The 21,512-nt window shown below is 45.2% G+C and carries 22 protein-coding genes and 1 other RNA gene; 16 read left to right on the top strand and 7 right to left on the bottom strand.

The window, feature by feature from the left end:
* Positions 1-2 precede the first annotated feature (2 nt).
* Positions 3-185, bottom strand: a non-coding RNA gene (gene ssrS, locus AC3CIA_RS13500) — 6S RNA.
* Between the two features lie 11 nt (positions 186-196).
* A complete protein-coding gene (gene zapA, locus AC3CIA_RS13495; protein WP_004735366.1) occupies positions 197-505 on the bottom strand; it encodes a cell division protein ZapA in 309 nt (102 codons plus the stop codon).
* A 307-nt stretch (positions 506-812) separates the two neighbouring features.
* Here zapA and AC3CIA_RS13490 point away from each other — a divergent pair, with 307 nt between their 5' ends.
* Genes AC3CIA_RS13490 through AC3CIA_RS13480 form a run of 3 tightly spaced genes read left to right on the top strand, consistent with a single transcriptional unit; the run spans position 813 to position 3,827 of the window.
* Positions 813-1,388: a YecA/YgfB family protein gene (locus tag AC3CIA_RS13490; RefSeq protein ID WP_171313212.1), complete on the top strand. Its 576-nt coding sequence runs from the start codon at positions 813-815 to the stop codon at positions 1,386-1,388.
* A gap of 24 nt (positions 1,389-1,412) precedes the next feature.
* Positions 1,413-2,591: a 2-octaprenyl-6-methoxyphenyl hydroxylase gene (ubiH, locus tag AC3CIA_RS13485; protein WP_171317368.1), complete on the top strand. Its 1,179-nt coding sequence runs from the start codon at positions 1,413-1,415 to the stop codon at positions 2,589-2,591.
* Positions 2,592-2,603: 12 nt separating this feature from the next.
* On the top strand, positions 2,604-3,827 hold the full coding sequence (locus tag AC3CIA_RS13480; protein ID WP_488518235.1) for an FAD-dependent 2-octaprenylphenol hydroxylase: 1,224 nt from the start codon (positions 2,604-2,606) through the stop codon (positions 3,825-3,827).
* Between the two features lie 155 nt (positions 3,828-3,982).
* On the opposite strand, the gene AC3CIA_RS13475 is transcribed toward AC3CIA_RS13480, so the two are convergent.
* From AC3CIA_RS13475 to ygfZ, 3 genes are all read right to left on the bottom strand, one after another.
* A complete protein-coding gene (locus tag AC3CIA_RS13475) occupies positions 3,983-4,189 on the bottom strand; it encodes a DUF1107 domain-containing protein (protein WP_004735370.1) in 207 nt (68 codons plus the stop codon).
* A 561-nt stretch (positions 4,190-4,750) separates the two neighbouring features.
* On the bottom strand, positions 4,751-5,212 hold the full coding sequence (locus AC3CIA_RS13470; protein ID WP_102463486.1) for an aminoacyl-tRNA deacylase: 462 nt from the start codon (positions 5,210-5,212) through the stop codon (positions 4,751-4,753).
* Between the two features lie 4 nt (positions 5,213-5,216).
* A complete protein-coding gene (gene ygfZ, locus AC3CIA_RS13465; RefSeq protein WP_488518234.1) occupies positions 5,217-6,188 on the bottom strand; it encodes a tRNA-modifying protein YgfZ in 972 nt (323 codons plus the stop codon).
* A 167-nt stretch (positions 6,189-6,355) separates the two neighbouring features.
* Here ygfZ and AC3CIA_RS13460 point away from each other — a divergent pair, with 167 nt between their 5' ends.
* Positions 6,356-6,616, top strand: a complete 261-nt coding sequence (locus AC3CIA_RS13460) for an FAD assembly factor SdhE (RefSeq protein ID WP_004735374.1) — start codon at positions 6,356-6,358, stop codon at positions 6,614-6,616.
* Positions 6,564-7,004, top strand: coding sequence for a protein YgfX (locus tag AC3CIA_RS13455; protein ID WP_488518233.1), 441 nt, complete (start codon positions 6,564-6,566; stop codon positions 7,002-7,004). Before AC3CIA_RS13460 ends, AC3CIA_RS13455 begins: the two co-directional genes overlap by 53 nt.
* 73 nt (positions 7,005-7,077) lie before the next feature.
* Here AC3CIA_RS13455 and nadB read toward each other — a convergent pair whose 3' ends face one another.
* Positions 7,078-8,694, bottom strand: a complete 1,617-nt coding sequence (nadB, locus tag AC3CIA_RS13450) for an L-aspartate oxidase (protein ID WP_017084322.1) — start codon at positions 8,692-8,694, stop codon at positions 7,078-7,080.
* A 389-nt stretch (positions 8,695-9,083) separates the two neighbouring features.
* Here nadB and rpoE point away from each other — a divergent pair, with 389 nt between their 5' ends.
* From rpoE to acpS, 11 genes are all read left to right on the top strand, one after another.
* A complete protein-coding gene (rpoE, locus tag AC3CIA_RS13445) occupies positions 9,084-9,662 on the top strand; it encodes an RNA polymerase sigma factor RpoE (protein ID WP_004735377.1) in 579 nt (192 codons plus the stop codon).
* A 26-nt stretch (positions 9,663-9,688) separates the two neighbouring features.
* On the top strand, positions 9,689-10,312 hold the full coding sequence (locus AC3CIA_RS13440) for a sigma-E factor negative regulatory protein (protein WP_054547465.1): 624 nt from the start codon (positions 9,689-9,691) through the stop codon (positions 10,310-10,312).
* Positions 10,309-11,271, top strand: coding sequence for a sigma-E factor regulatory protein RseB (gene rseB / locus AC3CIA_RS13435; protein ID WP_488518232.1), 963 nt, complete (start codon positions 10,309-10,311; stop codon positions 11,269-11,271). Before AC3CIA_RS13440 ends, rseB begins: the two co-directional genes overlap by 4 nt.
* Complete coding sequence (locus AC3CIA_RS13430; protein WP_017084321.1) at positions 11,268-11,738, top strand: SoxR reducing system RseC family protein; 471 nt, start codon at positions 11,268-11,270, stop codon at positions 11,736-11,738. The genes rseB and AC3CIA_RS13430 overlap by 4 nt, the downstream gene beginning before the upstream one ends.
* Before the next feature lie 137 nt (positions 11,739-11,875).
* A complete protein-coding gene (gene lepA, locus AC3CIA_RS13425) occupies positions 11,876-13,669 on the top strand; it encodes a translation elongation factor 4 (RefSeq protein ID WP_017084320.1) in 1,794 nt (597 codons plus the stop codon).
* Positions 13,670-13,766: 97 nt separating this feature from the next.
* Positions 13,767-14,663, top strand: coding sequence for a signal peptidase I (gene lepB, locus AC3CIA_RS13420; RefSeq protein ID WP_488518231.1), 897 nt, complete (start codon positions 13,767-13,769; stop codon positions 14,661-14,663).
* A 26-nt stretch (positions 14,664-14,689) separates the two neighbouring features.
* Positions 14,690-15,367, top strand: a complete 678-nt coding sequence (rnc, locus tag AC3CIA_RS13415) for a ribonuclease III (protein WP_004735383.1) — start codon at positions 14,690-14,692, stop codon at positions 15,365-15,367.
* Positions 15,360-16,331: a GTPase Era gene (era, locus tag AC3CIA_RS13410; protein ID WP_004735384.1), complete on the top strand. Its 972-nt coding sequence runs from the start codon at positions 15,360-15,362 to the stop codon at positions 16,329-16,331. Before rnc ends, era begins: the two co-directional genes overlap by 8 nt.
* Before the next feature lie 102 nt (positions 16,332-16,433).
* Positions 16,434-17,162 (top strand): DNA repair protein RecO, encoded by a 729-nt coding sequence (gene recO, locus AC3CIA_RS13405; RefSeq protein ID WP_102571712.1) that lies wholly within the window; start codon positions 16,434-16,436, stop codon positions 17,160-17,162.
* Complete coding sequence (gene pdxJ / locus AC3CIA_RS13400) at positions 17,159-17,896, top strand: pyridoxine 5'-phosphate synthase (RefSeq protein ID WP_009847651.1); 738 nt, start codon at positions 17,159-17,161, stop codon at positions 17,894-17,896. Before recO ends, pdxJ begins: the two co-directional genes overlap by 4 nt.
* A 95-nt stretch (positions 17,897-17,991) precedes the next feature.
* On the top strand, positions 17,992-18,372 hold the full coding sequence (gene acpS, locus AC3CIA_RS13395; RefSeq protein ID WP_017077798.1) for a holo-ACP synthase: 381 nt from the start codon (positions 17,992-17,994) through the stop codon (positions 18,370-18,372).
* Positions 18,373-18,660: 288 nt separating this feature from the next.
* Here the strand turns inward: acpS and barA are convergent, their stop codons facing one another.
* A complete protein-coding gene (barA, locus tag AC3CIA_RS13390) occupies positions 18,661-21,474 on the bottom strand; it encodes a two-component sensor histidine kinase BarA (protein WP_102492015.1) in 2,814 nt (937 codons plus the stop codon).
* Positions 21,475-21,512 lie beyond the last annotated feature (38 nt).

Genomic DNA, 21,512 nt, shown 5'->3' with positions numbered 1-21,512 from the left:
AGGGATACCCCAAAGTGCCGTTGAGAATAGATGGCCCTTGAACCAGCGAGTTCAAGGCGGATCAGCAATGATTACCGTAGGCTTCTCGGCGGACCGAGCATGCTCAATAGCACTCAAGTACTAACCCTTAGGGATTGCTTATCGGCTCGGGGACGTGAATCCTCTGACAAACACTCCAGGGTAAATTTTGTGTACGCTATTGCTGTCCGTGCTTAACTTTACTGAGGACATCTGAAAGCGATGTCGTGAGCTGTTCCATTCGCTCGGTCAGTGCGTTTTGTTCATCATTTGCTTCAAACTTCTTCGTTTGTAATTCATAGCAAATGTTCAGAGCTGCGATCGTTAGCAGCTTCACTTCATTGGTTACCTTAGTACGTTCAGCCATCTCTTTCAATCGATTATCAAGATCGGCCGCCGCTGCAATCAATGACTCTTCTTGCCCTGGGGGACAATTCACTCGAGTCAGTTTTCCTAATATTTCAACGTCTACCGCTTGATTACTCATGATGGATGAACTCTTTAACGCACTATTTAAGGCTGTTGCCCTTTATCATATTTTTACAAAGAAAAAGTGCAAGTACCGATGAGGAAGCAATCTCCTCTGAGGGAGAAACTATAGGTAAACCGCTATTAAGATTCAAGCTTTTCAGAGTGACTGTTTGTAAATGAGAGCTTGAGCACACAGTAATTCAGCAAATTGAACAATTGGTAGTCAGTCATCCTTCAATTGCTCAGGATCGATGCTTATCAGAATTGGGGTGAAGTGGTACGATTATACTATCGATATAAAGAATAACTGAGCGAGCTATCTGATGAGCGAAACTACTTTACCTGACTACCTAACGGTTGCGACTGAACTTCAATCGGCAAGCCTAGCCGTAAACCCTGCTGAGATGCATGGTTTATTAACGGGTATGTTAAGCGGAGGCTTAAACCTGGCAGATAAAAGCTGGCAACCACTGATCTTTGATTACACCAATGAAGGTATGGGCTGGCCAGATCGCGCATTAACGCTTGCGGAAGCAACGCTAAAAGTAACGACCAGCGAAATCACAGGTTCAGGCATGGAGCTGTCTATGTTGTTGCCGGACGAAGACGCAAGCGCAAGCCTGTTTGATCTTGCGGACGGTGTGTCTGATTGGATTAACCACTTCATTTCTGGCTTAGGCTTGGTTGGCGCTCAATTGAATAAAGCCTCTGACGGTACCAAAGAAGCTTTGGCTGATCTTGAAGAGATGGCAAAGCTGGGTATTGATGAAGAAGATGATATGGAAGAGCAGGCGCAGCTTCTAGAGCACGTTATTGAACACGTAAAAGCGTGTGCACTAACGATTCATGCTGAATTCGGTGCTCGCCCATCTGCAGATGCAGCTCCAACCATTCATTAATCCGCTTGTCGGTTTGAGGTTATAATGGCTCAGTATGATGTTGTAATTGCTGGTGGCGCAATGGCAGGGGCGACCTTAGCCCTTGCTCTGAATCACCTCAGTCAAGGTTCACTATCGATCGCGGTAGTAGAGCCTTATCAGGTTGATCATCAAGCTCACCCTGGTTTTGATTCTCGTTCGATCGCTTTGTCTTATGGCACGGTGCAGATCCTTGATTCTTTGCATTTGTGGCAATCTATCGCACCGGTAGCAACCCCGATTAAAGATATCCATGTATCGGATAGAGGGCATGCCGGAATGACGGACATCTACAGTGAAGAGCTTGCTGTTGATGCGCTTGGCTATGTGGTGGAGTTGGCGGATGTGGGTCGAATCTATCAGCAGAAGCTTGAATCCGAAGCTGCAATTACGATGTTTTGCCCTGAGTCTGTCAGTAAAGTCGAACGTGAAGAGTTGCAAACGACGATTGAACTGACAAGTGGGCAAACAGTAACAACTAAGTTATTGGTCGCTGCCGATGGCGCTATCTCAACCTGTTGCAAGCAACTCAATATCTCATTGAGTGAGCATGACTTTGAACAAGTTGCTGTGATTGCCAATATCGTGGCGAGCGAACCTCATCAAGGTCGAGCATTTGAGCGTTTTACTCATCATGGGCCAGTCGCTCTCTTACCGATGAGTGACAACCGTTTGTCGCTGGTTTGGTGTTTGTCACCGGAGCAAGCGCAAAAAGTGGTGACGCTAAACGACAACGAATTTCTTGAGCAGTTGCAGAGTGACTTTGGTTGGCGACTTGGCAGACTCGAGAAGGTAGGCAAGCGTGCCAGTTACCCACTGATTCTTCGTCATCGTCAGCAAAATATCTCTCATCGATTTGCGATTATTGGTAATGCCGCTCAAACGCTTCACCCAATTGCGGGACAAGGCTTTAATCTTGGCATTCGTGATGTGGCTTCCTTGGCGGAAGAGTTGTGTACCCAACTCGATGATGTTGGGCGTTACAATGGTCTTGTTAACTTTAGAAAACGTAGAGAACAAGATAGAGACACGACGATTACGCTGACATCAAGCCTAGTCCATTTATTCTCAAACGATTTTTTGACCGCTCGCATTGGGCGAAACCTTGGGTTAGCCGTAATTGATAACCTTCCACCACTTAAAGGTCCACTTTTGCGTCATACGCTTGGCCTAGTAGAAAGATAAGGTAGAAAAATAATGATGCAAAGTGTTGATATCGCGATTGTTGGTGGAGGCATGGTTGGCCTAGCGCTTGCTGCTGCGTTGAAAGACAGTGACCTAAGAATTGCCGTCATTGAAGGCAGGGCACCCAGTGAAGGGCTTAGCGAATTGCCTGATGTGCGTGTGTCGGCATTGAGCCGCTCTAGTGAAGTTATTCTTCGTAACTTAGGCGCATGGCAAGGCATTGAACAAAGACGTGCTGCACCTTACCAAGCGATGGAGGTGTGGGAACAAGATAGCTTTGCTCGTATTGAGTTTGACTCGACACGTTTGGCTCAGCCGAATCTCGGTCATATTGTTGAGAACCGTGTGATCCAATTAGCTTTGCTTGAGCAGGTTAAGAAGCAAGACAACGTTAGCCTATACATGCCTGCAATCTGCAAAACGATGGCGATTGGTGAAAGCGAAGCATGGCTAACGCTAGATAATGGCCAAGCACTGACCGCTAAGTTGGTTGTTGGAGCGGACGGCGCAAACTCTTGGGTTCGCAAACAACAAGATATCCCATTAACACATTGGGATTACGGACACAGCGCGATTGTCGCGAATATCAAGACCACAGAGCAACACCACAGCGTTGCTCGTCAGATATTCACACCACAAGGGCCATTGGCATTCCTACCAATGCAGCCAAGCCACATGAGCTCGATAGTTTGGTCTACGGAGCCTAATCGTGCTGAGAAGCTTGTATCCATGTCGGATGCTAATTTTAATAAGCAACTGACGGCTGAGTTCGACTCAAAACTTGGTTTATGTGAAGTGGTTGGTGAGCGTTTTGCCTTTCCATTACGTATGCGCTATGCACGTGACTTTGCTGTAGAGCGTGTCGCTTTGGTTGGTGATGCAGCTCATACGATTCACCCGTTAGCGGGGCAAGGGGTCAACTTAGGGCTATTAGATGCTGCAAGCTTAGCGCAAGAGCTGTTAACGCTATGGGCTGCTGGCGAAGACATTGGTACTAAACGTAACCTTCGTGGCTACGAGCGCTGGAGAAAAGCAGAGGCGGCTAAAATGATTGCGTCTATGCAGGGCTTTAAAGATCTGTTTGAAGGCGATAACCCAGCCAAGAAGCTGATTCGTGGTATCGGTATGAAGCTCGCGGGCCAATTACCGGGTGCGAAAGATGAGATCATGAAGCGAGCACTGGGTTTGTCAGGCAATCTTCCTGATCTAGCCAAGCGTCCAGTTACGCACCAATAATCGTGAATCAACAATCGCAAATCAATAGTCGCGCACGGGTGAGCCGTTGTTGATGGTCAGCAGCTAGAGCTGATTGCCATTGACTCAATCTGAACACGAAAAAAGGGTTGGCATTATGCCAACCCTTTTTGTTTTTAATTCTGTAGAGAATCAGGTCATGCGTATGCGCAGCGCAGTTTCATGATTTCACTATTTATTTCTTTTACCGTTTGAAAGTGACGCCTTTCTGCTCGGTCTGGCAGCACGAGTTTACCGTTATCAAACTCAAATTTTCCTACGCCGTAAATGTAGATTCGTCCTTTGAAAAGTCGACTTACATGTTTAGCAATCATACTCGGTGTATAGCGCTTAAACAGTCTCATTTTAATTATCCTTATATTTACCTAGCCTGCATATTATAGAAAAACTCCGAGATAATAATTGTGATAAGCATGGAGTAATATGCAGTAGAGTTGACGTGAATTAGATATTTGTGCTGTTCTAAGCACTTTCTTCAGTAAATATCTATTTTTACGTGAGCTCCTCCCCAAAATAATACTGAGTAGTGAACTGCTGTGAACTTTCCTGTCCGGTATTAAGCAGTGATAATGTTACAAGTATAAGAATAGGCGGGATTTTTTTGTTTGTGTAATCAAATTGTAAATTTTTGACAAAAAAAAGCCCGTCTAAAACGGGCGAATAGTCACAGATGCATTACACAAAAGTGGATACTGATGTTACTCAGTGGATTCACTTGTACTGATTTGCTTAAAAGCGAGTCAGTAAATCAACAATAACGTAAATTCTCCTTTATGACTACTTATGCTTTTATTTTGAGTAACTATTTATTATTGGTATGTTCTTCTTATGACGAACTTCACACTAAAAATGTATTCAATGAAAAGTTGTACTTAAGTTTGCGAACGATGACTCGATCGAAAAGGTCATCGACTGATGTCAGCAACGATTGGTGCGCAAAGGGCCATAAGATCATTGGGATCCAGCGCAACACCAGCCATTCGATCACCCGAGCTAATAGTAACCGTCGAGTTTTTTTGAATTGAAGGATCAAAAATGATCGGCATGTATCTCTTTAGAGCAAGAGGGCCAACACACCCAGCCTTAAAGCCTGTGATCGTTTCAACATCAGCGAGTGATACACAGGTCATTCGGCGGCAATTCAGTACCGAGCGTACTTTCTTGGGGTCGACAGAGCGATCACCAGCAGTACAGGCCAACGCATATTGGTTGCCCATATCCTTGAGCAGGATGCACTTGACCATTTGAGAGGCATCGATGCCTCGTTCTTGCGCTGTCTCTTCGATGCTGGTGGTTGGTTTGCTTTGCATCAGCAGGCGATAGTCCACCTGCTGTTGATCCAACCATTGTGTAATCAGTGTTTCCACGTGGTTACTCTTCGTCAAGGCTGTAAGGCAGTGGCAGAATGCTCCACACTTGGTCAGGTTGTGCTGTCAATCGAAGCTGAACATCGTCATCAAGGTTGTTTGGTAACACCATCAAACCCATCGCGTGGTTATTAGCAAATTGATAGACGTTTAATAGTCGGCCTGCACCACGCCAGTTCTCACCCACGCTACGTTCAAGTTCAATCGTATTCTCTAGAGAGAGTACATCTGAAGTTGTTCCAGAAACAATGCGCATCTCACGCTTGTTCATGCCACGGTACTTGGCACGAGCAACCGTTTCTTGACCTGTGTAGCAGCCCTTTGAAAAGCTGATGCCGCCAATCGCTTGTAGGTTAAGAGCTTGAGGGATGTGCTCGTTTTGCTCTGCTTTTGATAGGTTAGGCTGAGCATCAAGAATTTCATGATACTGCCAAAGCGCTTCTGATACTTTTTCAGCTGAGCTGCTTGATACCAAGGCTTCTGCTGCTTCTTGAGTAACAAGTAGAGCCCAACGGTTGTCTGAGACTTGAACGGCTGTACCACCAGAGATAGTACGCACTTTACCTTGGCCCTCTGCAATCGAATCAACGTATTGGTTCGCTGAAGTCCCCATGATTCCGATAACAACGTCAGACGTCTGCTCGATATCAATTTTAGAGAACACGGCGTATTTCTTGATTTCAACTAACTCGACTTCAATTGCCGATTTAGGCTGCATAAGAGCGTAACCACCATTGTGGTGGAACAAACGAAAGATACTCCAAACCTTTCCTTTCGCATCACAATGCGCGCCTAATGTAGAATCATCATTAGGAAGAGTGACGACATCGCACGTTACTTGACCTTGTAGGTACGACTTTTTGTCATCGCCTATCATGGTGATTGCGCTCCAGTCTGACACGTGTGTGATCATCAGTTCTGGAAGCGATTCATTTTGCGTATGAGCGAGCGGCTGAAATGTGTTTTTCCAATCCATTTTATCTTTCCTAAGAATTTTATTTGGCTCTATGTTAATCCGGTTCTGTTTCTTTGTCAGCCTAGGTTTTTTTGTGAGCTTAGATAGGGACTGTGACTCACATAGTAGTTGCAGAGCGTATGACTTGTTACACTCCGAGAAAGAAAAATTATAGGTGAGGATAGCCAATGTACACTGCAGAGCAGAAAGCACGAATTAAATGGGGTTGCCGTCGTGGCATGTTAGAACTTGATGTAGTCATCATGCCATTTTTTGAAGAGTGTTTTGATTCATTGCAAGAGCAGGAACAGCGTGAGTTTGTTTCTCTACTTGAGTGTGATGACCCAGATTTGTTTACTTGGGTTATGGGACATGGGCGCAGTGAAAATCTAGGCCATGCTTCAATGGTTGATAAAATTGTCGCGCACAACCTCAGCAAGGTTCGTTAAGCTTCAGCTTAAACCTTCAGTTTCCGCATTATTTGCAAAAGGCACTGTTTCTGGGTGCCTTTTGTTTTTCATTGTCTTTTCTTCTATCCCGCTCGTTGTTGCCCTCTATTGTTTAGCTCTAATGTTCAGTTTGTTTAAAACCAATCATGTAATCTTGAATACAGCACATGGATGCTTTGATTATAAAGAAGATGGCGAGATTCGACTCAATGACCAATCCTACACACTTAAGTCCGTTGATAAGATCTGGGCACATTTTTTCGTCAAACTAAAATTCGAATGTGGGCATTCGGTAATGCTTTGGCGTGATAGTTGTCGTGAGCGTGAATATCGCCACTTTCTGGTGAACTTACAACGATCGCACGAGGCAAATGAGAACGCGAGATAAAAGAAAAAGGAGCGCTAGGCTCCTTTTCGTTTGATTGCGTTTAGTTGATTAGCTAATAGCTTTCAAATAATGATTACGACTGGTTTCTCTCTGGCGTAAGAATCGTTGGGCCACTGTCTTTTGCAAGTTCTGGGTAATCCAACGTGTAGTGTAAGCCGCGGCTCTCTTTACGTTGCATCGCACAGCGAACCATTAGCTCAGCCACTTGTAGCAAGTTGCGCAGTTCTAATAGGTTGTTCGAAACCTTAAAGTAGCTGTAGTACTCATGAGTTTCTTGCTGCAGCATCTGAATACGGCGCATTGCACGTTCTAGACGTTTGTCCGTTCGAACAATACCCATGTAATCCCACATGAACAGTCTTAGCTCGTGCCAGTTGTGCTGAATGATCACTTCTTCATCACTGTTGGTGACTTGGCTTTCGTCCCATGCAGGGAGTTCAGCGCACAGTTGAGATTGGTCGATGTTTTCAACGATATCTTTTGCTGCTGCCCAAGCATACACAACACATTCAAGCAGTGAGTTTGACGCCATGCGGTTCGCACCGTGTAAGCCGGTGTAACTCACTTCACCAATCGCATATAAGTTAGTTAAGTCGGTTTGACCTTGCTTATTCACCATCACACCACCGCAGGTATAGTGCGCAGCCGGTACGATAGGGATCGGCTCTTTAGTCATATCAATCCCCAAATCCATCAAACGAGTATGGATCATTGGGAAATGCGTTGTGATGAATTCTTCAGGCTTGTGGCTGATATCAACATACATGCAGTCGGCACCTAGGCGCTTCATTTCGAAGTCAATCGCACGAGCAACCACATCTCGCGGAGCCAGTTCACCACGCTCGTCGAAGTCCTTCATGAAGCGAGAACCGTCTGGACGACGCAGGTAGGCACCTTCACCACGCAGTGCTTCCGTTAGCAAGAAGTTACGCGCTTCTGGGTGGAACAAGCAAGTTGGGTGGAACTGGTTGAACTCAAGGTTTGCTACTCGACAACCCGCACGCCAAGCGATAGCAATACCATCACCTGAAGATACATCTGGGTTAGAGGTGTATTGGTAAACCTTTGAAGCGCCGCCTGTAGCTAATACAACAAATTTAGCGCGCACGGTTTCAACGTGTTCTTGGTTACGGTTCCAAATGTAGGCACCGATAACTTTGTCTTTCGAACCACCAACCTTATCTTCTGTGATCAAATCTAGCGCGTTGTGGCGCTCGAAGATCTCGATGTTGGGGTGATTGTTGACGTTATCTTGCAGTGAGGTTTGCATTGCCATGCCAGTTGCATCGGCAGCGTGTAGAATTCGGCGGTGACTGTGGCCACCCTCACGAGTGAGGTGATATTTTGGTTGGCCTTCCGTGCTGTTCTCATCTTTATCAAATGGAACACCACCATCAATCAGCCATTGCACACACTCTTTAGCATTTTCAGCAATGAATTGAACTGTATCTTCTTCGCATAACCCAGCCCCAGCAATTTGAGTATCTTCTACATGAGACTCAATACTGTCCGACTCATCGAACACCGCGGCGATACCACCTTGTGCGTAATACGTCGATCCTTCGCTGCGTGGTCCTTTGCTTAATACAATTACTTTTGCATGTTCTGCTACACGTAAGGCTAATGACAAGCCTGCCGCACCACTTCCTACCACTAATACATCACACTGATGTTCACGGTTTGCGTTCATAAAACTTATTAAATCCCGGGCTATAGTCGAGTTGTCCACTCTCAATTGACGTTGTCTTGTTTTAGGAGTTTGGCTAAGACTGTTATAATCTCTCCAAAGTCACCCTAAAACGCTACACAAAATCAATGTACAGACAGCTATCTAGAAATATTTAATTGCTCAATACCATTGCTTTTGCTCAAGTTTCCCCAAATTGATAGGGATAGCTATTTTTATTACATCACATTGTGAAACAATAATGGCAAATAATTTTAAGAAAGTTGGAACTTTCGGTATTTGGCTTAGTCACAATAGTGCTCTTGTAGACGGTGGTGTCAATACTACATTTCGCATAATTAGTACCCATATCTGTGAAGGTAAGGGTTATAACAATAGGAGTACCCGCTCGAATGAACGAGCAGCTAACCGATCAAGTGTTGATTGAGCGAGTTCAGAGTGGAGATAAGCAGGCTTTTAACTTACTAGTGGTTAAGTACCAAAATAAAGTTTGCAATCTTATCTCTCGATACGTGAATAATTCCGGTGATGTACCTGATGTAGCACAAGAAGCTTTTATTAAAGCTTATCGCGCGATACCTAACTTTCGTGGCGAGAGTGCCTTCTATACATGGTTGTACCGAATTGCCGTGAACACCGCTAAAAATCATATCGTTGCCCAGAGCCGTAGGCCGCCAGCAACAGATGTAGATGCAGAAGATGCAGAATATTACGAAACAGGCAGCGCGTTAAAAGAAATATCGAACCCTGAGAACTTAACGCTGTCAAACGAATTGAAACAAGTTGTTTTTGGAGCGATTGAAGCGCTACCAGAAGACTTAAAAACTGCAATGACGTTGCGTGAGCTCGAAGGTTTGAGCTACGAAGAGATTGCAGAAGTAATGGATTGCCCTGTAGGAACCGTACGTTCGCGTATTTTCCGAGCTCGTGAAGCGGTGGAAAAGAAAATTAAGCCTCTTTTGCAACGCTAGAACTTGTAATAATTATGGTGAAAATAATGGCTGATAAAGAAAAGCTTTCGGCACTCATGGATGGTGAAACGATCGATAAAGCTCTCATTGTAGATCTCGAATCTGATCAAGAAAGCATGGATACCTGGCAGAGTTACCATCTAATTGGTGATGTTATGCGTGGGGATGCGCCAGAAACTCCAGAGTGGAACATTGCTAACAGTGTTGCGGCAGCGCTTGATAATGAGCCTGCACATAGTGTAATGCCGAACCTGCATCAAGTGCTTGTTGAACCAACTGTTGCTCCAATTGAAGAGCAGCCTAAACCTCAGCAAGCGAAGCGTCAGCTTCCTGCGTGGTTACAACAGTTTGGACAAGTTGCCGTGGCAGCGTGTGTCTCACTCGTCGTTGTACTAGGTGTTCAACAATATGGTGGCAGCGATCCTGCTGCGCCAGAGCAGTTGCCTGTACTCCAGACGATTCCATTTGCGGGTTCTGCGGAACCAGTAAGTTTAACGCGTGACTCTGTTGAAAAGCCAGCATCTGAAGCTAACTTGCAAGAGCAGCGTAAACGCGTTCATGCAATGCTAGAAGATTATGAGCTGCAGCTAAGATTAAACAGTGATGCATCGCCAATGCAAGATGCACATCTAGAATCGGACATTGAATGAAGAAAATCCTGGTCAGTGCACTGACACTGTTCAGCTTGATGTCTCCAACAGCCTTTGCAGAGGAACCCACTGCAAAGGCGTTGTTACATCAAATGAACGAGGCCAGTCAGCATCTAAATTACGAACTCTCCTATATTTTGATCAAGAAGAGCAGTATTGAACCTCTTGTTTATCGCCATGCGGTTAACGACGACCAACAACTTGCACACCTTGTTTACTTGAGCGGGCCTATCCGTGAAGTTATTCGACGTGGTGATGAAGTCAGTTATATTGAACCGGGCACAGAACCGTTTACCATTCAATCTGGCAGTATGGTTGCACCTGTTATTCCGATGATTAATCGAGATATTGACGCGCTCAACGACTATTACGATTTCGTTAAAGTTGGCCGTGCTCGTGAGGCTGGAAGTACTACGCAAGTATTGCGCGTGGTACCGAAAGATGGCCTTCGTTACTCTTACGTCGTTTGGGTAGATGAAAAAACGAGTCTTCCTTTACGTGCCGACCTGTTGGATCGTGATGGCGAAGTGCTTGAACAGTACCGTACTATCTCTTTCGTGGTGAACGATAAGATTGCTGAGGCAATGGGGGGCTTGAATAGCGCTCAACTGCCGAAAGTCTTATCACTGCCGGAAGGCTTAGTGAGTGAAACTAACTGGCAAGCCTCTTGGATTCCTGAAGGATTTAAGTCAAAAGAGCTTAGTCGTTATCCAATGGCTGCGACCGATAAAATGGTTGAAAGCCAACTTTTCAGTGATGGGTTGTTTAGCTTTTCAGTTTATATCGCCGATAAAGACGAACATTCATTGAAAGGGCAGTTGGTACGCCAAGGACGCAGAACCTTACACAGCTTAGTGATTGGTGACAAAGAGATCTCTGTGGTGGGTGATATTCCGCCAGCAACCGCCAAACGTATTGCGCAATCAGTTACGTTCAATAAACTGGTACCAGCGCAATGATGACGGCGCTGGCAACCGTTAGCTCGGTTGAACAAAGCGGTCAACAATACTTTGTTCAACTGAGCTGCGAACAACAAACCAGTTGCAGCAGCTGCTCATCTCAAAAAAGCTGCGGAACGGGTATTGTTACCAAGGCTGTTGGTAATAAATCCTTGTTTTGGCAGCTTAAAACCAAAAGTTTAGTTAAAGCCGGACAGATCGTGGAAATTGGCTTTCCAGAAAAAAGCCTACTGCAGTCTGCGGCTATTGTTTACCTCATTCCACTTTTCATGTTGATGATTGGTGCTGGTTTTGGACAACTCTTGTTGCAACCCTTACTCCAAGGGGGCGAGGGCATTGTTATCTTAAGCGCTGCTCTGTTTACTGCTGGTGGCATTGCCTTAGCGAAGCGGTTAGCCAAACCTATGGAAGACAAATCCAAGCAAGAAGTCGTCTTGATTCGAATCCTAGGCGAGCCTCTCGTCTAATTTATGATGCTTCTTGCCCTTAAATTGGGTAGAATCTGCCAACTTGATTGAAATGCCGCCACCAATGCTGACTGTAGATTGGACGCGTCGCGGCTTTCTTATTATCCCTATTCAAAGAGTTTAGTCACACCAAGCCTATGAAGCACATTCGTAATTTTTCGATTATCGCCCACATCGACCACGGTAAGTCGACCCTTTCTGACCGCTTAATCCAAGTTTGTGGAGGGTTAAGTGAACGTGAGATGGCAGCTCAAGTCCTCGATTCTATGGATATAGAACGCGAGCGTGGTATTACAATTAAAGCGCAGAGTGTGACTTTAGATTACAAAGCGAAAGATGGTGAAACTTACCAACTTAACTTTATCGACACTCCAGGACACGTAGATTTCTCTTACGAAGTATCTCGTTCTCTAGCCGCTTGTGAAGGCGCGCTATTGGTTGTAGATGCTGGTCAAGGTGTTGAAGCACAAACTCTAGCAAACTGTTACACCGCGATCGAAATGGAACTGGAAGTAGTGCCAATCTTGAACAAGATTGACTTACCTGCTGCTGAACCTGAGCGTGTTGCTGAAGAAATCGAAGAGATCGTTGGTATCGATGCGATGGAAGCGACGCGTTGTTCTGCAAAAACCGGTATCGGTGTTGATGACGTTCTTGAAAACATCGTAACAGCTATCCCACCACCGGAAGGTGATCCAGACGCGCCACTACAAGCGTTGATCATTGACTCTTGGTTCGATAACTACTTAGGCGTTGTTTCTTTGGTTCGTATCAAGAACGGTAAGCTGAAGAAGAACGACAAGATTAAAGTAATGTCGACAGACCAAGTTTGGGGGGTTGACCGTCTAGGTATCTTCACACCTAAGCAAATCGACACAACAGAGCTAAATACTGGCGAAGTTGGTTGGGTTGTTTGTGGTATTAAAGACATCCTTGGCGCACCTGTTGGTGATACGTTGACGCTTGCAAAAGGCGGTAGCACAGAACGTCTGCCTGGTTTCCAAAAAGTGAAGCCTCAGGTATACGCAGGTCTATTCCCAGTATCGTCTGATGACTACGAAAACTTCCGTGATGCACTAGGCAAATTAAGCCTGAACGATGCATCACTGTTCTACGAACCAGAAAGTTCAGCAGCACTTGGCTTTGGTTTCCGTTGTGGCTTCTTAGGAATGCTTCACATGGAGATCATCCAGGAGCGTTTAGAGCGTGAATACGACCTAGACCTAATCACAACGGCACCAACCGTAGTGTACGAAGTTGTAAAAACGGATGGCAGCATTCTTTACGTTGATAGCCCAGCTAAATTGCCTGCGACTAATGATGTAGAAGAAATTCGTGAGCCTATCGCTCGTTGTAATATCCTTGTACCGTCTGACTACTTAGGTAACGTAATTACCTTATGTGTAGAAAAACGTGGTGTTCAAGTTGATATGGTTTATCACGGTAAGCAAGTTGCTGTGACTTATGACCTACCAATGGCAGAAGTGGTTCTAGACTTCTTCGACCGTTTGAAATCAACATCTCGCGGCTATGCGTCACTGGATTACAACTTCCAACGTTTTGAAATGTCGAACATGGTTCGTGTAGACGTATTGCTTAATGGCGAAACGGTTGACGCACTGGCTATCATTACGCACAAAGACATTGCACAGTCTCGTGGTCGTCTATTGGTTGAGAAGATGAAAGAATTCATCCCTCGTCAAATGTTCGATATCGCGATTCAAGCAGCGATTGGTAACCACATCATTGCTCGTTCTACAGTGAAACAACTGCGTAAGAACGTAATCGCAAAATGTTACGGTGGTGATATCAGTCGTAAGAAGAAACTTCTTAAGAAACAAAAAGAAGGTAAGAAGCGTATGAAGCAGATCGGTAACGTTGAACTGCCTCAAGAAGCATTCTTAGCGATTCTTCATGTTGGTAAAGACTAACTTTATCCAGCATTAAACGAATAATTGAAAGTGAAAGAGTAGCTCGCTACTCTTTCACTTTCGTTATTTTTAAAGAAATGAAATTTAAGGGATATCAATGGCTAATACATTTTCGCTTATCTTAGTGATCGTAACTCTAGTGACCGGCATTGTATGGGCGTTGGAAAAGTTTGTGTGGGCGAAGAAGCGCCAACAAAAACTGGCTGACGTTGAAGCACAATCGAATGGCCTAGACGCTGCAACCAGCGCAAGAGTTACGGCTCAGCCTTGGTGGGTTGAGAACAGTGTGTCCATTTTCCCTGTAATTGCATTTGTTTTGGTTTTGCGTTCATTTATTTATGAACCGTTTCAAATCCCATCTGGTTCGATGATGCCAACACTATTGGTTGGTGATTTCATCTTAGTAGAGAAGTACGCATACGGTCTAAAAGACCCAGTATGGCGCACTCAACTGGTAGAAACTGGCAAACCAGAACGTGGTGATTCAATCGTATTCAAATACCCACCTCAGCCGAATATCGACTACATTAAGCGTGTTGTTGGTATGCCGGGTGATACCATTCGCTACAGCAGCAATAAAGAAGTCTGCATTCAAGCGAAGGGTGGCAGTAGCTGTAAACCAGTGAAGTTAAGTAACGTTGAAGAAAGCCAATTTATTCAAGATGGTGTGCCTCTGATTCAGCTGAATGAACAGCTGGGTGATGTGGAGCACCAAATTTTAGTTAACCCATTACGTCGTGATCGTGTTCAAGCATATCAACCTCGCAATGGTGTTAACGAGTGGATCGTTCCAGAAGGCCAATACTTTGTTATGGGTGATAACCGTGACAACAGTGCTGACAGCCGTTACTGGGGCTTTGTCCCTGAAGCAAACCTTGTTGGTAAGGCCGTTGCTATTTGGATCAGCTTCGAATTCGAACGCGGTTCAGACAGTGTACTTCCAACATGGATTCCTACTGGTGTGCGTTTTAATCGCATCGGTGGGATTCACTAATCGATCACATAACACATCGAGAGAGCATGAATTCTCCAATTGATAAACTAGAGAGAAAGATTGGCTATCAGTTTAATGATGCCGATCTTATCCATCTGGCGCTGACTCACCGCAGTGCCGCAGGTAAACATAACGAACGTCTTGAGTTTCTGGGCGATTCAATTTTAAGTTTTGTTATCGCTGATGATCTTTACCACCGTTTCCCTAAGGTAAACGAAGGTGATATGAGCCGCATGCGCGCAACATTAGTACGTGGTCATACATTGGCAGAGCTAGGTCGTGAATTCGAACTAGGAGATTACTTAAAATTAGGTCCAGGTGAGTTGAAGAGTGGCGGTTTCCGTCGTGATTCTATTCTAGCGGATGCGGTTGAAGCGATCATCGGCGCTGTCTATTTAGATAGTGATACCGAGGTTGTTCGCCGTATTATTTTAAGCTGGTACCAATCTCGCCTAGAGTCTATTCAGCCTGGTGTATCTCAAAAAGATCCAAAAACTCGCTTACAAGAGTTTTTGCAAGGTCGAAGAAATCCCCTGCCTGTTTACACAGTGACTAATATTAAAGGTGAAGCACACAACCAAGAGTTTACGGTTGAGTGTGAAGTGGCAGGTGTGGATAAACCTGTTATCGGTAAAGGCACTAGCCGCCGCAAGGCAGAACAAGCGGCTGCTGAAACAGCATTAGAGCAACTAAGCAATGTCTGATAACAATCAAGATTTCGATATCGATGCATTCTTTTCATCTGATAGCAAAAAAACGGGCCTACCGGAAAACCAACACTGTGGCTTCATCGCTATCGTGGGTCGACCAAACGTAGGTAAATCGACGCTTCTGAACCATATTCTGGGCCAGAAAATCTCGATCACATCACGTAAACCTCAGACGACACGCCACCGTATTATGGGCGTAGAAACTGAAGGTGATTACCAAGCGATCTACGTTGATACTCCTGGACTTCATATTGAAGAAAAGCGTGCAATCAACCGTTTGATGAACCGTGCGGCGAACAGCTCACTGAGCGATGTGAACCTAGTATTCTTCCTTGTTGACGGTACTCACTGGACTGACGACGATGAGATGGTACTGAACAAACTGAGAAAAACAGATTTCCCAGTTGTCCTTTGTATTAACAAAGTAGACAACGTTCAAGATCGTACCGACGTGATGCAACATATGATGGAAGTGTCTAAGAAGATGGACTTCCTTGATGTTGTGCCAATCTCGGCGAAGCAAGGTAAGAATATCGACGTACTGCGTAAGCACGTTCGTAACTCTTTACCAAAAGCGACGCACCACTTCCCTGAAGAGTACGTAACGGATCGCTCACAGCGCTTTATGGCCTCTGAAATCATCCGTGAAAAACTGATGCGATTCACAGGCGAAGAGCTACCTTATTCAGTAACGGTTGAAATCGAGCGTTTCGATTACAACCCTGATAACGATGGCTTCCACATCAATGCTTTGATTCTTGTTGAACGTACTGGTCAGAAGAAGATGGTGATTGGTAAAGCGGGCGAGAAGATCAAAACGATTGGTCGTGAAGCTCGTATCGACATGGAAGAACTGTTCGGTCGTAAGGTTTACCTAGAGACTTGGGTTAAAGTTAAGTCTGGTTGGGCTGATGATGAGCGTGCACTTCGCTCGTTAGGCTACATCGACGATCTATAATATATTGAACGTCACTTTCTGAGATTAAGAAAGTTGAACTGAATATAATTTCAAGAGAGAGTGCGAACTCTCTCTTTTTGTATCTGTAAGAAGGGTAAGTGATTGAGCGAAGGGTTACAGCGATGCTTTGTGTTGCACCGTCGACCATACAGTGAGTCGAGCCTGATTCTGGACGTCTTCAGTGAAGAGTACGGAAGGGTGACGTTGATGTCTAAAGGTGCAAGGAGTAAGCGTTCTAATTTGAAAGGTGCATTGCAACCTTTTACGCCTCTGCTGCTTAAGTGGTCTGGCAATGGTTCAATGAAAACGTTACGCCAAGCTGAACCGATCAGCTTGGGGCTTCCTCTTGCCGGTATTAATCTGTATTCCGCTATGTATGTCAATGAGCTAGTTGGCCGCGTGTTGATGGCCGAAGTGGCCATGCCTGCATTTTTTCACGACTATCTTCATGCTTTAACAGAACTCGCTCATAATGAGAACCCTGAGCCAGCGCTGCGTCGTTTTGAATTGGCTCTACTTTCCGCTATGGGGTATGGCGTCGACTTTTTGCATTGTGCTGGTACTGGTGAAGTGATCGATCCAAGTATGACTTATCGCTATCGAGAGCAGAAAGGTTTCATCGCTTCTGTACGTCGAGATAACCTGACATTTATGGGCGATGAACTTATCGCAATTAGTGAACGTAGGTTTATCACTAAAGAGCAGTTAAAAGCAGCAAAACGCTTTACACGCATAGCCTTAAAGCCGTATCTTGGCGGCAAACCATTAAAAAGTAGAGAGCTATTTATGCCAACAATAGCCCTCTCTAGAGCACGGAGTATTGGAAAATGAGCTCAATCCTTTTAGGCGTTAATATCGATCATATTGCTACACTACGTAATGCACGTGGTACTAAATACCCAGATCCAGTACACGCAGCTGAAATTGCTGAACGTGCGGGTGCTGATGGCATTACCATTCACCTGCGCGAAGATCGCCGTCATATTGTTGATCGCGATGTACGTATTCTTGCTGAGACAATCCAGACTCGCATGAACTTAGAGATGGCAGTGACGGACGAGATGGTTCAAATTGCACTCGATACTAATCCTGAGTTCGTTTGTCTGGTTCCAGAAAAGCGCGAAGAGTTGACGACGGAAGGCGGCTTGGACGTGGTTGGTCAACTTGAAAAGATCAAAGCAGCGACGGAAAAATTGTCGGCAGCGGGTATCAAAGTATCTCTGTTTATCGATGCAGATCGTGAGCAAATTGATGCAGCAAAAGCGTGTGGCGCACCGTTCATTGAGCTTCATACTGGTCATTACGCTGATGCGAAAACAGAAGAAGATCAGCAAGATGAGCTTAAAAAGATTGCTGCAGGCGCAAGCTACGCAGACGATCTTGGTATCACAGTGAATGCTGGTCATGGTCTGACTTATCACAACGTAGCGCCGATTGCGGCACTTCCTGAGATCTACGAGTTGAACATCGGTCACTCGATCATGGGACGCGCAGTCTTTGATGGTTTGAATAAAGCCGTTGCAGACATGAAAGCCGTGATGGAAACAGCACGCAACAACGCTTAGTTCTTTAACTCGTCATTAGTTTAGTAGTAAGCGTTAAGTGGTTAATCAGTAGAATCGATAAAGTTAATAGATAGAAGTTTGGTAGTAGGGTAAACATGGCTGTTGTTGGATTAGGTACAGATATCGCAGAAATCGAACGTGTTGAAAAGGCACTGTCACGAAGTGGCGATGCTTTTGCTCAGCGTATTTTGACCGACTCTGAGTTTGAAGTATTTCAGCAACTGAAGCAAAAAGGGCGTTACCTTGCAAAACGCTTTGCTGCAAAAGAAGCGGCATCTAAGGCGTTGGGCACGGGTATCGCGCTTGGTGTGACCTTTCACGATTTCGAGATTTCAAACGATGAGCATGGCAAGCCAGTTCTAAGCCTACATAAAAAGGCGCGTGAAATCGCAGAAGCGAGTGGTACAAAGTCGATTCATCTGACTATCTCAGATGAGCGCCATTATGCGGTGGCGACGGTACTACTCGAGTCGTAAATAGATTACCGTTACTTTATACCAATCGTAGTAAATAACTGTTCACCCTAGCTTGTTAAAAAACTCGATAACTTCGTTAGAATTTTTGATTGTAGAATAACTACTTATCGAAAAATCCTGCCTTGTTCTCAAGCTTTTTTCCTACGCTATTTTTGATCACTTACTTACTGTGATTGGTATTATATCTGGTGCTCTAGACACTAGACAGAAAAAAGCAGAGCTCATGAGCTCTGCTTTTTTATTGGCTGGTAAACCGTTTAACGAATATTTGTGAGTAAGAAATGTTCGCTAGGTCTTGGCTGGTTTCAAATAATGAATCGCGGTTGCTTGAACCTTATCTAATTCATCCTGAAGTTCAAAAAGTTCAGGTTCAATATCTTCAACGGAAGTGCCGGAACGCAGCTCTTTCTCTATCGTCGCACACACAGACTTCAGCCTTGGTACACCGCTGTATGAGCTGCTGCCATGCATCTTGTGGATGATGTGTGTCAGCGCTTCAACGGGGTAGTCACTGTCTTCTATCGCTTTCTCTGCGGCTTCATAAACCTCAGGAATGAAGTCGACTAGCATTTGCAGCATATCGCGTGCGAGGTCTTCTTTGTTGGCGGCTTGCTTCATAGCTGCTTGCCAATCAATGATGATATTCTTATGCACGCTAGCCTCAGAATCTGAAACTGAGCTATTGTCTACTTCCGCAGAGACTGCTGGGTGGGCGGGGTCTATTTTTTCAATGTGCTCAACCTCAGAGGTAGGGCTCCAATGAATCAGAACCTGCTGTAACACGTGCTCTTCAATCGGTTTGGTTAGGTAGTCATCCATGCCGGCTTCAAGCAGACGGTCACGTTCGCCAACCATCGCGTGTGCTGTGACGGCAATGACGGGGGTATTCGCATTATTCGCTAGCTCTTTTATATTCTTACAGGCCGTCACACCATCCATTTGCGGCATTTGGATATCCATGAAGATGATATCAAATGGGGTCTCCTTCGCCTTGTCTATGGCCTTCTGTCCGCTGGTGCAACTGATGACCGTCTCTACACGCTCTTTTAGTAGCGCGGTGATCAATTTAAGGTTTGCTGGGTTGTCGTCGACCGCCAATACAGTAAGCGGCAGCTTCTCTTCTGAGTGCGTTTCAATCGCTGGTGCAATCAAGGTTGGCGCTTGGTTAGATATGAGCGTTTGCAGCAATTTTTTGCGAGAGAGAGGTTTAGTGATGCATTGGACATCAACCTCTTTCATCAATTGTTCACCCAGTGCTAGCTCAGTACTCGGCGTACCAATAATTACGTTCTGAGCGATTTTCTTCGCGCCAATCGCCCAACCACTCACGGTATCAAATTGATACTCTTGGTTGGCGGCTAGGTTGAGTAGAACGTAGTCATATGAGGTCGACTCGTCAGGCATCACCGAACGATACGTTACCACCAAGCCTTCTTGGGTTAAGATTTGCTGGGTAATCGACGCCGCTTGCATGTTTGGCTCGATAAGCAGCAGCTGCTTGTCTTGCAGACACTGAGTCTCAATCAGCTCAGTCATCGGCATATCAGTCGTTGATAGTCTCAAAGTAAACCAGAAGGTTGAACCTTGGTGTAGGCGACTGGTTAGGCTGATCTCTCCGCCCATTTGGCTGACCAGTTTTTGGGTGATAACCAGACCTAGCCCCGTACCGCCATAACGACGAGAGATACTTGCGTCGGCTTGGCTGAAGGCTTGGAATAGCTGAGCTTGTTGACGCTCAGAGATACCAATACCTGTATCGCGAACCATGAATTGCAACTCGATGCTGTCTTCGCTTTGTGAACGAAGTTCAACACTGATATCAATGTTGCCACGTTCAGTAAACTTGATTGAGTTACCCACGAGGTTGGTTAGGATCTGCTGAATACGCAGCGGGTCACCAACAACGCCTGGTGGCACTTTCGGGTCTATCTTAAGTGTTAGCTCTAGGCCTTTCTCATGGGCGTTGGTCGCTTGAAGGTTCACAACCTCTTCAAGGCTGGCTTGGAACTCGAATGGGATGTTCTCGAGCGCTAATTTACCGGCTTCCAGTTTCGAGAAATCAAGAATGTCGTTGATGATGCTAAGTAGGTTATTTGCCGAACGTTCAATGGTTTGCAAGTAATCTGTTTGACTGGTCGATAGATGGGTCTTAAGCATTTGACGAGTAAAACCAATCACACCGTTAAGCGGTGTTCTCAATTCGTGAGACATGTTAGCTAAGAACTCTGATTTAACACGTGCCGCTTCTTGAGCGCGTTTTTTCGCAATGTCTAACTCAACGTTTTGAATCTCTAATTGCTCTAGGGTTTCACGCAGATCAGACGTAGCCTGGTCGATACTGTGCTGCATCTCGACGTGATATTCTGATAGCGATACCGCCATCGCGTTGATACCGTTTTTCAGTGAGTCTAGCTCACCGTGCATTTTGCCTTCGATACGTACATCGAGATGACCACGACGAATTCGGTCGACCATGTTTTTCATGTGTGTGATCGGTTGGGTTACGTCATGCATCAAGCGAAAAGCAAATACACCAGAAAGTCCCAGCCCCAAAATCAACACCAAGAAGGCAGAGAACACTTCTTGATACTGCTGCAATCGAAGTGACGACAAGTCTAACTCTATCGCAATATAGCCGATCGCTTGGTTGGCTTGAGACTGCCCATTGGCTGAGTTGATGTATTGACCTTCAGCGATGATGGGTGTCCGAAGAATCAGCGTATTATCGAGCAGGTTCGATGAGCTTAAATGCGGGATGGGTTTATCTTTCGGATAGGTCAGGCTTTCAAAATCAGGATGAAAGTTCGAGGTTACAAACAACTCATGACGTTCATCAAATACTGCGATACTGCGCACCAGCTTAGAATTCTTTCGGTGCGCATAGCTAATAAGCTGACGAACAGACTCTCGACTTTCGAGCTTCATGCCTGACTCACTAGCAATTGCCAGCGGTTCAATGATGCTAGTACCAGTATTAACCACTTGGCCCTCAAGGTCTTGATAGCGGTTAAATGAGAAAAATGCACTCAATAGCAACCCAATAATCAAGGTTGGAGCTAGAGTTAAGGTAATTACACGGGCTCTTAAGCCATATCTGGTCATGTTCTTTAATTACATCGAGGTCTGGATATGGGAAAATA

The sequence above is a fragment of the Vibrio sp. QJM3NY_27 genome (assembly GCF_057785955.1).
This window is presented reverse-complemented; position numbering and strand designations above follow the sequence as displayed.

Coding starts and splice junctions, on each gene's coding strand:
- zapA (WP_004735366.1), bottom strand. CDS start 505: ATGAGTAATCAAGCGGTAGACGTTGAAATATTAGGAAAACTGACTCGA.
- AC3CIA_RS13490 (WP_171313212.1), top strand. CDS start 813: ATGAGCGAAACTACTTTACCTGACTACCTAACGGTTGCGACTGAACTT.
- ubiH (WP_171317368.1), top strand. CDS start 1,413: ATGGCTCAGTATGATGTTGTAATTGCTGGTGGCGCAATGGCAGGGGCG.
- AC3CIA_RS13480 (WP_488518235.1), top strand. CDS start 2,604: ATGATGCAAAGTGTTGATATCGCGATTGTTGGTGGAGGCATGGTTGGC.
- AC3CIA_RS13475 (WP_004735370.1), bottom strand. CDS start 4,189: ATGAGACTGTTTAAGCGCTATACACCGAGTATGATTGCTAAACATGTA.
- ygfZ (WP_488518234.1), bottom strand. CDS start 6,188: ATGGATTGGAAAAACACATTTCAGCCGCTCGCTCATACGCAAAATGAA.
- AC3CIA_RS13460 (WP_004735374.1), top strand. CDS start 6,356: ATGTACACTGCAGAGCAGAAAGCACGAATTAAATGGGGTTGCCGTCGT.
- AC3CIA_RS13455 (WP_488518233.1), top strand. CDS start 6,564: ATGCTTCAATGGTTGATAAAATTGTCGCGCACAACCTCAGCAAGGTTC.
- nadB (WP_017084322.1), bottom strand. CDS start 8,694: ATGAACGCAAACCGTGAACATCAGTGTGATGTATTAGTGGTAGGAAGT.
- rpoE (WP_004735377.1), top strand. CDS start 9,084: ATGAACGAGCAGCTAACCGATCAAGTGTTGATTGAGCGAGTTCAGAGT.
- AC3CIA_RS13440 (WP_054547465.1), top strand. CDS start 9,689: ATGGCTGATAAAGAAAAGCTTTCGGCACTCATGGATGGTGAAACGATC.
- rseB (WP_488518232.1), top strand. CDS start 10,309: ATGAAGAAAATCCTGGTCAGTGCACTGACACTGTTCAGCTTGATGTCT.
- AC3CIA_RS13430 (WP_017084321.1), top strand. CDS start 11,268: ATGATGACGGCGCTGGCAACCGTTAGCTCGGTTGAACAAAGCGGTCAA.
- lepA (WP_017084320.1), top strand. CDS start 11,876: ATGAAGCACATTCGTAATTTTTCGATTATCGCCCACATCGACCACGGT.
- lepB (WP_488518231.1), top strand. CDS start 13,767: ATGGCTAATACATTTTCGCTTATCTTAGTGATCGTAACTCTAGTGACC.
- rnc (WP_004735383.1), top strand. CDS start 14,690: ATGAATTCTCCAATTGATAAACTAGAGAGAAAGATTGGCTATCAGTTT.
- era (WP_004735384.1), top strand. CDS start 15,360: ATGTCTGATAACAATCAAGATTTCGATATCGATGCATTCTTTTCATCT.
- pdxJ (WP_009847651.1), top strand. CDS start 17,159: ATGAGCTCAATCCTTTTAGGCGTTAATATCGATCATATTGCTACACTA.
- acpS (WP_017077798.1), top strand. CDS start 17,992: ATGGCTGTTGTTGGATTAGGTACAGATATCGCAGAAATCGAACGTGTT.
- barA (WP_102492015.1), bottom strand. CDS start 21,474: ATGACCAGATATGGCTTAAGAGCCCGTGTAATTACCTTAACTCTAGCT.